9 protein-coding genes are annotated in these 12,689 nt (G+C 64.0%); 2 read left to right on the top strand and 7 right to left on the bottom strand.

Annotated features, from left to right (window positions below):
* Nucleotides 1-3 precede the first annotated feature (3 nt).
* Nucleotides 4-1,488 carry an FAD-dependent monooxygenase gene (locus JSO19_RS00885; protein ID WP_270909163.1) on the bottom strand — a complete coding sequence of 495 codons (1,485 nt, stop codon included), beginning with the start codon at nt 1,486-1,488 and terminating at the stop codon, nt 4-6.
* Between the two features lie 54 nt (nt 1,489-1,542).
* On the opposite strand from JSO19_RS00885, the gene JSO19_RS00890 reads away from it, so the two are divergent.
* A complete protein-coding gene (locus JSO19_RS00890) occupies nt 1,543-2,076 on the top strand; it encodes a CGNR zinc finger domain-containing protein (RefSeq protein WP_270909164.1) in 534 nt (177 codons plus the stop codon).
* Between the two features lie 72 nt (nt 2,077-2,148).
* Here the strand turns inward: JSO19_RS00890 and leuS are convergent, their stop codons facing one another.
* Both leuS and JSO19_RS00900 read right to left on the bottom strand, forming a co-directional pair.
* Nucleotides 2,149-4,650 (bottom strand): leucine--tRNA ligase, encoded by a 2,502-nt coding sequence (gene leuS / locus JSO19_RS00895; protein WP_270909165.1) that lies wholly within the window; start codon nt 4,648-4,650, stop codon nt 2,149-2,151.
* A 5-nt stretch (nt 4,651-4,655) separates the two neighbouring features.
* Nucleotides 4,656-5,939 carry a chorismate-binding protein gene (locus JSO19_RS00900; protein WP_270909166.1) on the bottom strand — a complete coding sequence of 428 codons (1,284 nt, stop codon included), beginning with the start codon at nt 5,937-5,939 and terminating at the stop codon, nt 4,656-4,658.
* Nucleotides 5,940-5,973: 34 nt separating this feature from the next.
* On the opposite strand from JSO19_RS00900, the gene JSO19_RS00905 reads away from it, so the two are divergent.
* Nucleotides 5,974-6,720: an aminotransferase class IV gene (locus JSO19_RS00905; protein ID WP_270909167.1), complete on the top strand. Its 747-nt coding sequence runs from the start codon at nt 5,974-5,976 to the stop codon at nt 6,718-6,720.
* On the opposite strand, the gene cydC is transcribed toward JSO19_RS00905, so the two are convergent.
* From cydC to JSO19_RS00925, 4 genes are read right to left on the bottom strand one after another with little or no spacing between them, the layout of a single operon-like run.
* Nucleotides 6,717-8,432, bottom strand: a complete 1,716-nt coding sequence (gene cydC, locus JSO19_RS00910; RefSeq protein ID WP_270909168.1) for a thiol reductant ABC exporter subunit CydC — start codon at nt 8,430-8,432, stop codon at nt 6,717-6,719. The two genes, JSO19_RS00905 and cydC, sit on opposite strands and share 4 nt — an antisense overlap.
* A complete protein-coding gene (gene cydD / locus JSO19_RS00915) occupies nt 8,429-10,066 on the bottom strand; it encodes a thiol reductant ABC exporter subunit CydD (protein WP_270909169.1) in 1,638 nt (545 codons plus the stop codon). The genes cydC and cydD overlap by 4 nt, the downstream gene beginning before the upstream one ends.
* Complete coding sequence (cydB, locus tag JSO19_RS00920) at nt 10,066-11,103, bottom strand: cytochrome d ubiquinol oxidase subunit II (RefSeq protein ID WP_217132013.1); 1,038 nt, start codon at nt 11,101-11,103, stop codon at nt 10,066-10,068. The genes cydD and cydB overlap by 1 nt, the downstream gene beginning before the upstream one ends.
* A gap of 12 nt (nt 11,104-11,115) precedes the next feature.
* Complete coding sequence (locus JSO19_RS00925; RefSeq protein WP_270909170.1) at nt 11,116-12,561, bottom strand: cytochrome ubiquinol oxidase subunit I; 1,446 nt, start codon at nt 12,559-12,561, stop codon at nt 11,116-11,118.
* Nucleotides 12,562-12,689 lie beyond the last annotated feature (128 nt).

Genomic DNA, 12,689 nt, shown 5'->3' on the forward strand with positions numbered 1-12,689 from the left:
GCCTTATGGTGCTCCCATGAGCCGCTCGAACGCGCTGGCCAAAGCATCGGCAGATGCAAGGCGCTCAGCAATATGCCCGTCGGGCCTCACGAGCAGCGCACCGCCGAGAACCAGACCAGTCTTCGCGCGGAACCCGCCGGGGTCACGCTCGCGGCGGCCGCCGTCATTGAGCACCGCATAAGGGATTCCCAGGCCCGCCGCTGCCGCAGCGTATTGCCGATCATGGTACTCGCTCACGAGTGTCGGCAGGTGGTGAACCGCGACGAGGTCGAGGCTCGAAACCACCGCGGGGTCACCCTCGATCGCGACGTGCGGCATGCGCCTGCCCGGCTCGCCAGACGGCTCGTATGGGCCAAGGGCGACGGGCTCGGCAGCTCCATAGTGCGTTGCGAGCAGCATCTCATCATCAATCGCGTAGTTGCTCCCAGCGTTGCCCGAAGACACCGCGATGATCGTCTCAGCGACGGGCCTGCGCTCAGCGGTATACCGGTCGAGGGTTGCGGCGGGAGCTGATCCGCCAAGCACCGCGGCAAGCCGCCACGCGAGCGTCTCAGCATCGCCAATGCCAACGTTCATGCCGTGCCCACCGGTCGGCGGGGTCTGGTGAGCGGCATCGCCCGCGAGCAACAGCCGACCGTTTCGAAACGTCGTGGCGAGGCAAGCATCCATGCGCCAGGTCATGGTGTCGAGCACGGTGACCTCGAGCTCGCTAACGCCGGCAGCCGCACGCACGAGCTCGACAAGCCGGTCGTTATCGGCACGAAGCGTGTCGCTGTCGGTGTGCGCGGCGATCGGGTACTGATAGATCCACCGCGTGGCATTGTCGACCGCGAGAAACCCGCCCTTGCCCCCAGCGAGAAAGTACGAGGTCGATTCGCGGCCACGAACGGTCTCGCGCAGGTCGGCAATGAGGCGGATCGAGAGAAACCGCGCGAGCCCCTGCTCGCCCTCAAGACCAATGCCTGCCGCCTCGCGAACGGTGCTGCGTGCACCATCGCAACCAATGACATACGCGGCTTCGAAGTGCTTCGTCTCACCGGCAACCTGCGCGGTGACGCTCACGCCCGTTTCGGTCTGCTGCACGGCGGTGACTCGGTGCCCGAAGAGCACCTGCGCCCCGAGCGATTTAGCGTGCTCGAGCAGCACCGGCTCAAGCACGTCTTGTGAGCAGAGCACTCCAGGCGACGAGGTGTTGCCCGATTCGTGTGTGGCAGGCGCGGCAGAAACCTCGGCGTGTAGATCGGCGAGCGTGTCGCCCCTGAAGAAGCGGATATGGCTCGCGGGCAACGCGACCTCGCGAATGCGTTCTTCGACGCCGAGCGCCCTGAAAGCTTCCATCGAGCGGGCTGAAATGCCGCGGGCTTTGGGGTGCCGCGAGAGGCCAGGGTGAGCCTCAAGCACGAGCACCTCGATGTCGCGCTGCCGCAACATGGCTGCCAGGGTGAGGCCAATGGGGCCTGCGCCAACGAGAAGAACCGGTGTAGTCATCGACACCCCTTCCTTGTAACGATAAATAAAAGATAACAGCGTTACAATACTCGTATGACGCAATCATATGCAACCGATGACCGGCCACTCGGGCTGCGTTTCGTCGTCGAGGCAATCAACGACGTCGAAACCGAAACGAGCTGGCGCGGCCTCTGCGAACGCCGCGGCGACGCCGCGCTCGGCGAGCGAGCGTTCGATGAGGGCCGCTTTGCAGAAGCGAAGGCGATGCTTCGCCGAGTGTTCGCAGAGCCAGAGCTCGCGAGCGCGGCGCCCATCATCAACGAGACACTCACCGCTCACCAGGTCACCCAGCAGCTCACCCAGCTCGCCGACGGGCGCTGGGCGCTACGACCCATCCCTCAAGGGCCACACGATGACGCCGCGGCGACCCTGCTCGCACTCGGCTCGTTTGGTCTCGCACGATGGGCCTCAGATCAGGGCCGAGCAGCCTGGGGCATCTGCGTAGCACCCGGGTGCGAGCGAGTGTTCGTCGACGAGGGACGCAAAGAGCCGCAGCGGTTCTGCGGCACCACCTGCGCGACGCGCGTGAGAGTCGCCGCGCACCGCCGCAAGCAGCAGTCGAGGTGAAAGCACGCCAAACGCACGGCGCCCCGCGAGCCCAAAAGGCCGCGGGGCGCCGTGTCTAACGAGCGAGAGAGGCTAGCCCTTCGTCGCGATCGAGACGATCTTTGGCAGGCGCACAATCACACGCGCGATCTCCTTATCGCCAATCGCACGCTGCACCGAGGTCGAGGCAAGCGCCGCCGCCTCAGCGTCGGCATCGCTCGCGGTAGCGGGCAGCACGAGCACGTCGCGCACCTTGCCGCCAACCTGCACGGCAACCTTGATCTCGTTCTCGACAAGCAGCGACTCGTCGGCAGCAGGCCATTCAGCGAGCGCAACGGTAGCCTCGTGGCCGAGCATCGCCCACATGTCTTCAGCGGCGTAGGGCGCGAAGAGCGAGAGCATCATTGCGATGGCCTCGGCCGACTCGCGCACGGCGGGGTCGGCGGTGCCGACCGAGCCATCGATGGCCTTGCGCGTCACGTTGACCTGCTCCATGAGGCGAGCCACGACGACGTTGAACTTATAGTCTTCGACGAGCTTCGGGGCCTCGGCGAGCAGGTGGTGCGTCGCTTTGCGCAGCTCAGCGTCACCGGTCGCGAAGTCAACGCCGGGCTCGCTCGACACGTCGCGAGCGACGCGCCAGGCGCGGGCGAGGAACTTCGCCGAACCCTGCACCGAGACGTCGGCCCAGTCGATGTCGTCTTCTGGTGGCCCTGCGAACGCGAGGGTCACGCGCAGCGCGTCGGCGCCGTGGCTCTCGAGCTGTTCGGCGAACTCGACGAGGTTGCCCTTCGACTTCGACATCTTGGCGCCGTCTTGCAGCACCATGCCCTGGTTGAGCATGTCGAGGAAGGGCTCTTCGAAGTCGATGTAGCCCATGTCGAAGAGTACCTTCGTGATGAAGCGCGAGTAGAGCAGGTGCAAGATCGCGTGCTCGACGCCGCCAACGTACTGGTCGACGGGGCCCCACTTCTTCGCCTCGGCCGGGTCAAAGGCCTGAGTGCTGTCGGTGGGCGACAGGAAGCGGAAGTAGTACCACGAGCTATCGACGAAGGTGTCCATCGTGTCGGGGTCGCGCAGCCAGGTCGCGCCGGTCTCGGGGTCTTCGACCGTGGCCCACTCAGTTGCGGCGCCGAGCGGCGACGATCCCTTGGGCTTCAGGTCGAGCCCAGCCGAAGCCGGCAACTCAACGGGCAGCGTCGACTGGTCGACGGGCTTCATCTCGCCCTCATGCTCGCCGGTGCCGTGCAGAATCGGAATCGGGGTGCCCCAGTAGCGCTGGCGCGAAATGAGCCAGTCGCGCAGGCGGTACGTGATGGCCTGCTTGCCGGTGCCGCGCTCTTCGAGCGTCTTGATCGATTCGGCGACCGCCTCGGCCTTGGTGAGGCCGTCGAGACCCGGTGAGTTGACGAGCACGCCGTCACCCGTGAGCGCGATGCCGCTCTCAGCAGGGTTCGGCAGCTCTTCGCCCTCTTCGCCGCGCACGTCGAGCACCTGCACGATGGGCAGGTCAAAGGCGAGGGCAAAGTCGAGGTCGCGCTGATCGTGCGCGGGAACCGCCATGATCGCGCCGTGGCCGTAGTCGGCAAGCACGTAGTCGGCGGCCCACACGGGAATGCGCTCGCCCGTGAGGGGATGCGTCGCATAGCGGCCAAGAAACACGCCGGTCTTCTCGCGGTCGGCGTTCTGACGTTCGATCTCAGACTGCTTCTGCGACTGCGCGAGGTAGTCGGCGAAGGCCTCACGGGTCGCCTCGTCGGCTCCTGCCACGAGGTCCTGTGCCAGGTCAGCGTCGGGCGCGACGACCATGAAGGTTGCGCCCCAGAGCGTGTCAGGGCGGGTCGTGAAGACCGGGATCTTCTCGTCGTGGCCTTCGATCTCAAAGAACACCTCGGCGCCCTCTGACTTGCCGATCCAGTTGCGCTGCATGCCGAGCACCTTTGCGGGCCAGCGCCCCTCGAGCTGATCGAGGTCGGCGAGCAGGCGCTCTGCGTAGTCGGTGATGCGGAAGTACCACTGCGTGAGCTTCTTCTTGACGACCATTGCGCCTGAGCGCTCGCTCGTACCGTCGGCAAGCACCTGCTCGTTCGCGAGCACGGTCAGGTCGACGGGGTCCCAGTTCACCCAGCTGTCTTTGCGGTACGCAAGGCCTCGCTCATACATCTTGAGAAACAGCCACTGGTTCCAGCGGTAGTACTCGGGGTCAGAGGTGTGCAGCACTCGGGTCCAGTCGAACGAGGGTGCGTACGTGCGGAACGAAGCCTTCTGCTGGTCGATATTTGAGTAGGTCCATTCACGCGGATCGACCCCGCGCTTGATCGCCGCGTTCTCGGCGGGCAACCCGAACGAGTCCCAACCGATGGGGTGCAGCACGTCGTAGCCCTGCGTGCGCCAGTAACGCGCGAGAATGTCACCGAAGCAGAACGCCTCTGCGTGGCCCATGTGAAGGTCGCCCGAGGGGTACGGGAACATATCAAGAATGTACTTGGTTGGGCGGCCGGTGGGCTCGGGCTTCACCACGAAAGGCTCTTTGGCCTCCCATACGGGGAGCCAGCGCTCCTGGATTACCCGGAAGTCATAGGTTTCGTTCTGCATTTCACTCACAGTACTCTAGGATACCCGGCTCCCAGAGCTTTCAGCACCGCCCGGGCTTTCAGCTTTACCTCGGCGAGCTCTTCGTCTGGGCGCGAGGCTGCGGTCAGGCCTCCCCCGGCGCCCACGAGCGCCGTCGATCCCCGAAGCTCAGCGCAGCGAATCGCCATCGCAACCTGAGCATCAGCACCGCTAACGCTCACCCACCCGTAGCACCCCGAGTAGAGCCCTCTCGGCCCGTCTTCGAGCTCGGCGAGGTGCCTCACCGCCGTTGCTTTCGGCACGCCGGTCATCGATGCCGCCGGTGACATCGCGTCGAGCACCTCACCGAGCGTCGCGCTCTCGAGGAGTTGGCCCCGCACCTCGCTCACGAGCTGATGCACCTGCCCGTAGCTCTTGACCACGCAGGGCCGAGCCACGTGCACGCTCCCGCTCGCACACACCGCGTCGAGCTCTGCAACAACGCGTTCGGTGACCGCGAGGTTTTCTTGCCGCTCTTTTTCGCTCGAACGCAGCTCCTCCCGCAGCGCCTCGTCTACTTCGGGAGTCGTGCCCCTCGGCCTCGTGCCCTTCATCGGTTCGGTCTCGACGACCCCTGAGGCACACGCAACAAAAGTCTCGGGGCTCGCACTCACGAGAGCAACATCGCCCTCAACGATGATCGCCGCTCGTGGCGCGGCACTCGAACGGGTAAGTGCCTCTGAGACCGAGACGGGGTCGAACGGAGCCGGGGCCGTCACCGTTGCCATATTCGTAAGGCAACGCACACCGCCATCTTCGCTCACCGCGGCCACACAGGCGCCGATGTGTTCGAGGTAGCTCGCGTCGTCGTGACGCCACTGAACGGTCAGCCCTGCATGGGCCTCGTCGCCATCATGGTGAGGTTCGGCGAGTTGCCGAGCGGCAAGATCCTCCGGCCCACCGTCGCGCACCTCGGCTGCCGCTTCACGCGCGTCACTGAGCAAGGCCTCGAGCGCGGCAGTGTGCTGACTGTTCGCCTCGCCCTCGACCCAGGCGTCGCCATCACCGTGTCTCAGCACGATCGTGGCAGCGACGTAACCGCCGAGCGGGGCCCCGCCCTCGTATCGCTCGGCAAAGATCCACCCCGCTCCCGGCGTTTCGACTGGCCGCACGCCCGAGTCGCCGACGACCACTCGGCGGTGATGAGGTTCACCGTCGAAGCGCCCGAGCCGCGTGATGCGACCATGCACGGGGTCGTCGAGTTCGATGCTAAACCACGGGGTATCGCCGACCTGAAGTCCCTTGAGCAGAGCGCTGTGTAACGTTTTCACGCACCCAGCGTAATGCACGGCTAGAATCGGCGGTATGGAACGCCTCGCGCTCGCAGATTCGTTGCTCGTTGATCTCGCCGATGGCACCCCCGTCGCAAGGGGCCTTACGCTCCACCTCCAGCGCTTTCGCGCCGGCGTGCGGGAACGGGCTGGGGAGCGCCAGGAGGCACTGCTCGACGACTTCTTCGCCCTCGCGCTGCCGAGCATCGACGAGTACGCCAGGGCGAACGGCCCGGCATTTCCGAGGTTCGAGTGTTGGCAAGACCGGGCGACCTTTCGCTTCGAACTTGCCCTACGCCCCGCCCCGCAACGCACGCGAGAGATCGCGCTCACGACCGCGCAGCAACCGGCCGCCGACGACGCGCATCTCAAAGGGCCAAACATCGACCGATACGGGCGGGTCATGAGGCGCCTTGGCGGCGAGGCCCTCTTCGTGAACGACCGAGGCAACGCGATCGAGGGCACCACGACCTCGTTCGTTTGGTGGCGGGAAGGCCGGCTCATGCATGCTCCCTCGACCACCATGCGACCCCGGGTTGCCTCGATCACCGAGCGGATCGTGACCGAGATCGCAGCTCGGCTCGGCTACGAGACCGGGACCGAGCTATGCTCACCGTTGGAGCTTGCCGAGACCGAGCTGTGGGCACTCAATGCCCTGCACGGAATACGACCGGTGACGCACCTCGATGGGGCACCGCTCAACGCCCCTAACGCCCAGCGACTCGAGACCTTCACGAAGGCGTTGCACGCGATGCGTGAACCGGTCGTCACGAACCGTTAGGCGCCCACCGAGCTTAGCCGCAGGTGCCTCGTCGCGTTCACACCCTCGGGCAGGTCGGTGTGTGAGATCACGACGACGGCTCGGTCGCTCGGAACAGCTCCCAGCAGGTCGCGAAGCATCGCGTCGGCATTTTCAGTGTCGACGCCCGCGGTTGGCTCGTCGAGCACAACGATCTCGAAGTCGGTGAGCAACACCCGAGCGAGGGCGATGCGGCTCGCCTGCCCGCCCGACACGAGCGCGCCGTGCTCGCCGACGTGCATGTCGAGGCCTCCGCGAGACTCGGCCCAATCGCGCAGCCCCACCCTGTCGAGCGCCTCGAGCAGCACTTCGTCAGGAGCGTCGGGCTGAGCGAACTTCAGGTTTTGGCGCAGGTCTGAGTCGAACAGGTGAGGTGACTGCTCTGACAACCCGATACGCGAGCGCACCTCGTGCGTCGTGAGGTGTTTCAGCTGCGTGCCGCCGAGGGTCAGCGAGCCCTCGTACTCGAGAAAACGCACGAGCACCTTAGCGAGCGTTGACTTGCCGGCGCCACTCTCACCGGTGATGAGCAGCGTCTCGCCGGCGTTCAACTCGAAGTCGACGTCCTCGAGCGTGTTGCGCGTTGCGCCAGGGTATCTTGCCGAGAGGTCATGCGCGGCGAGCAGCGCAACCGTGGAGTCAGGGCCCGCCTCCCGAGCCTCGGCGAGGCGCTCACGCGTCTCGCTTTCGCTCCCGGTGGTCTCGGGAATCTCGTCGGGAACGCGTTCGCCAAGCAGCGACTCAACGCGAGCAGCACTCTCGTCAACGAGCTGACGGGCCTGCATCGCCTGCGGAATCTGCGTGAGCACCTCGAAGAGGGCTGCGGGCACGATCACGAGAGCGGCGAGCACGGGAGCCGAGACGACGTCAAGGCCCGCCTCGGGGCGCATAAGCCAGAGGGTGACGAGGGTACTGAGGCCAGCGGCACCCGACATCAGGCCTGCGGTCATGCCGGTCAGCCCGGCCTCTTTCTGCTGCACCGAGACGTACTCGCGAGAGATCCGTGAGATGCGTTCGTCGTGTTTGCTCGTCGCCCCAAAGTGGTGCAGAACCTGTGCGGCCTCGAAGCGTTCGATGAGAGCGTCGATGAGCCGTGAGCGGATCTCGGTGAGCTCTGAACTCGACACCTTTCGACTGCGCACGATGAGCCACCTGGCGGTGAGCAGCGCGAGCACGATGAAGACGGTGTTCACGAGCGCGGCAAGCGGGCTCATGATGGCGACGAGACCGACGCCGAGCGCCACCGTGATGCCCGAAACGACGAGCGGCTGCCAAACACGCAGTGGCTGATCTTGCAGCTGGTCAATATCGTCGATGAGGCTCGCGTGCACATCGCCCGTCGTGCGCTGCTTCATCGCACCGGGAACGAGCGGAATCAGCCGCTTGAGCACATTCGAGCGCAGTGAGGCAAGCTGCTTGAGAGCACGATCGTGCGTGGCGAGCCGCTCGAGGTACCGAAAGACGGCCCGGCCGATCGCGAGGGCACGAACACCCACGATGGCAAAGGTGAGGTGCAAAATTGGGGGCTGCTCGCCCGAACGCATGATGAGCCACATACTGAGAATGAGCAGCGCGACCATCGAGGCGTCTGAGAGCACGCCCCAGAAGACGCCGGTGAAGAGAGCCTTAGGCGCTGGCATCGCAAGCGCCTTGGCGTCGAAGTGATCTTGAGCGCTGTGTGTCTGTTTCGTCACGCCGTCACCCTCGATTCCATACGCACAACGCGCGTTGCGGCCTCCATGACCGCGGGTCGGTGACTCACCACGACGAGCCCCTTACCTTCAGAAGCGAGCGCGCGAAGCGTCTCGATCACGCCCTGTTCGGTCTCGGCGTCAAGGGCCGAGGTCGGCTCGTCGAGCACGAGCAGCGGGAGATCATGCGCACGCAAGCGATAGAGTGCCCTCGCGAGCGCGAGACGCTGGGCCTGCCCGCCAGAGAGCCCCTCTCCTGAGGTGCCCAGCGAGGTTGAAGGATCGAGCCAGTCAAGCCTTGCCGCATCGAGCGAGGTGCGCACGAGTGCCTCGTCGGCCGAAGAATCGCCGAGCGCCACGTTCTCGGCGACTGTGCCACGCAACAGCCCGGGCTTCTGCCCACTCCATGCGGCGGGGGCCGCTTCAAGCGCGCCCTCGAAAGGCTGTGTACCCACCATCGCATTGAGCAGCGTCGTCTTCCCGACACCGCTTGGCCCAGCAAGCACGACAATCTCGCCGGGTGAGACAGTCATCGTGACGGGCTCGGCGACGGCGACACCGCCACGAACCGCTTGCACGCCGTCGAGCGACACGACGGCGTCACTCGCGGGAGTTGCGGGGGTGTTTGATGCCTCGCCCGCGTCTTCGAGAATCGCAAAGACATCCTGCGCGGCGGTAAGGCCCTCGCTCGAGGCGTGAAAAGCGGCCCCAACCTGACGTATCGGAACGAACACCTCGGGCACGAGCAGCAGCACGAACAGTGCAAGCGTGATCGGGAACGCTCCATCGACGAGCCTCGTGCCAACCGTTACCGCGACGAGCGCAACCGAGAAGGTCCCGGCAAGGTCGAGCACAAAGCCCGAGAGGAACGTCACGCGCAGCACCTTCATGGTGCGCGAGCGATACTCCTCGGTGATGTTCTCGACACGCTCGACCTGACGGCCCTCGCGACGAAAGAGCTTGAGCGTTGGGAGCCCGCGAACGACGTCAAGGTACGCGTTCGAGAGCTGCCCAAGCACCTTCCACTGCTTGTCTTGGGCGCCCTGGGTCGCGAGACCAATGAGCACCATGAACACGGGAATGATCGGGAATACGATGACGACGATGATGGCGCTCAAGAAGTCAACGCGAAAGAGCACGAGCACGAGCAGCGGGGTCACGGTGATCGTCAGAAAGAGCTGCGGCAGGTACTGCGAGAAGTAGTTGTCGAGGGCGTCGAGCCCCCGAGAAAGCTTGAGAGTGAGGCCAGCCTCTGACTGAGTAGTCACCCAGCCAGGGCCGAGCTCATCAATGTGCGCGAGGGCGTTGGCGCGAAGCTGGTGCTTCACCGTTGCTGCCCCGCGCTCTGCAATCCAGTTCATCAACCAGGTTGCCGCGGTGCGCACCACGAGTGCTGCGCACGCGAGAATGATCCACGTTTGACGTTTGTCTTCGAGGCCCTCGAAAACGCGACCGTAGGCCGTCACCGACCAGTCAAAGACCATAATGGGCTTTGCATACCAAGCGATGAGGTGGGCGATTGACCACGCCCACGCAACGATCGCGATGGCTCTGAGAACCCCGAGAAGGGCGCCCCAGCTGAGCAGCGGGAGCACCCCTCTCGCGTATCGGAGTAACCGAACGTCAAACGGTTTCATTATGCCGCGACCGGCTCCTCGGCGGGAATCGATTCGCGGGTAACGCGCTTCTTGAAGACCCAGTACGTCCAGCCCTGGTAGGCCAGCACGAGTGGCATGGTCAGGGCTGCAACCCAGGTCATGAGCTCAAGCGTCTTCTGCGAGCTTGCGGCGCCGACGATTGACATCGAGAACGCGGGATCGGTGCTCGAGATCATGAGGTTCGGCATGAGCCCCATGAAGATCGTCAGCAGCGCGAAGGCGATCGCGGCGGCATTGAAGGTGAACGCCCAGCCCTCTGAGCCACGGGCGTTGAACACCCAGGCACCGATGAGCGTGACCGCTGCAAGGGCCGCCATAACGATGACCCACGGCAGCATCGGGTTATCGAGCTGCTGCACGATGGTCCACACGAGAAACGCCGCAGCAACGACGATCGTGATGAGGCCGACGCGTGAGGCAAGCGCCCGTGAGCGTTCGCGGATCGCGCCGTCTGACTTGAGCGCAAGAAATACCGCGCCGTGCGTGAAGCAGAGCAGCATAACCGCTAGACCGCCGAGGAGGCCGTACGGGTTCAGCAGCGTGAGCAGCGTGCCCGTGTAGATCCAGCCACCGTTGTCCATCGGCTCGATGGGCAGGCCCTGCAGGAGGTTCGCGAACGCGACACCCCAGAGGAGCGGCGGGAGGAACGAGCCGAACACAATAAAGCGGTCAAACCACTTCGTCCAGTTCTCGCCCTTGCCCTGGTGGCGGTACTCAAACGAGACACCGCGCAGAATAAGCGCGACGAGAATGAGCAGAAGCGGCAGGTACAGGCCTGAGAACATCGTCGCGTACCACTCGGGGAACGCGGCAAAGAGCGAGGCACCGGCCACGATGAGCCAGGTCTCGTTCAGGTCCCAGACGGGGCCGATCGTGTTAATGGCGACGCGGCGGTCGGTGTCGTCTTTGGAGACGAATGGGAGCGACATGCCGACACCAAAGTCGAAGCCGTCGAGCACGAAGTAGCCGACGAGCATCACTCCAACAATAAAGAACCAGAGAATTTCAAGAGACATGGTGATCCTTCCCTAGTACACCGTGGCGTGCTTGCTGACGTCGATCTCTGAACCGTCTTCAGGTTCTTCGATCTGCGGTGGGCCTTCTTTCGCGGCCTTTCTGATGAGCCAGAACTCGACGACGGCAAGACCACCGTACAACAGGGTGAAGACAATCATCGAGGTAAAGACGGCCCAACCTGGTACTCCGGGCGAGACGCCCTGCTCGGTCGTCATGACACCGAATACGATCCAGGGCTGGCGGCCCATCTCGGTGAAGACCCAGCCGACGAGCGAGGCGAGCAGTGGCAGCGGAGCGGTCCAGACAGCGACCTTCCACGTCCAGGCAGGAAGCTCGGCGCGTTTACGCGTCAGCCAGAGGCCAACGGCACTCACGATCATCGACAGGCCACCAAGGCCAATCATCCATCGGAACGACCAGTAGGTGATCCACACCGTCGGAACGAAGCTGCCGCTCTCGGGGCACGTCAGCAGCGAGTTCTCATCGCCACAGTACTTCTCAGTGTATTCGGCCTGCAGGTCACGGATGCCCTCGACCTCACCGTCAAACGAGTTCGTTGCGAGGAACGAAGCGAGGTACGGGATGCGCACCGAGAAGATCTCGTGCTCACCGTCAGGGGTACCGATGCTGAAGAGTGAGAATGAAGCGTCTTTACCGCTCGCCGTCTCGTACATCGCCTCGGCGGCCGCCATCTTCATGGGCTGCGTCTCAGTCATCGTAATGCCGAGCGAGTGACCCGAGAGGCCAACGCCCATGAACGCGATAATGTTCACGACCGCGCCAAAGCGCAGTGCCGTCGTCATGTCTTCCTTGTGCTGCTTGCGGGCGAGGTGCCATGCGGCGATCGCGACCACCACCGTTGCGGCGAACATGAGCGACGCGAAGATCGTGTGCACGAACTGGTTCACCGCGACGGGGTTCAAGAGCACAGCCGAGATGCTTTCGAGCTCGGCACGGCCGCGCTCCTCATTAATGACGAAGCCATCGGGGTTCTGCATAAATGCGTTCGCGGCAAGAATGAAGTACGCGCTCAGCACAGTGCCGATCCACACGCACCAAATCGTGGCGGCGTGAATCTTCTTCGGGAGCTTGTCCCAGCCAAAGATCCAGAGACCGATGAAGGTCGCCTCAAAGAAGAAGGCGATGAGCCCCTCCATCGCGAGTGGCGCACCGAAGATGTCACCGTTAAAACGCGAGTAGTTCGACCAGTTCATGCCGAACTGGAACTCCTGCACGATGCCGGTTACGACGCCCATCGCGAAGTTAATAAGGAAGATCTTGCCAAAGAGCTTCGTGAGGCGAAGGTATTTGACTTTACCCGTTCGTACCCAAGCGGTCTGCAGAATCGCTACGAGCAGAGCCATGCCGATGGTCAACGGGACAAAAATAAAGTGGTAGAGCGTCGTCAAACCAAATTGCCAACGCGCTAGGGACAGCGGATCAAAGAACTCGTCCATAGAACACTCCAGGTCCATTTCAGGAGTGCGCCCAACAGATTTCTTTAGAGGAAGCACCCCCATCAGTGAGATCCGTGAGAGGATGTTATTCCTCGCGGATCTACCAGCGTCTACTGGTCACTTTCAAG

The sequence above is a fragment of the Leucobacter sp. UCMA 4100 genome (assembly GCF_027853335.1).
Classification (GTDB): domain Bacteria; phylum Actinomycetota; class Actinomycetes; order Actinomycetales; family Microbacteriaceae; genus Leucobacter_A.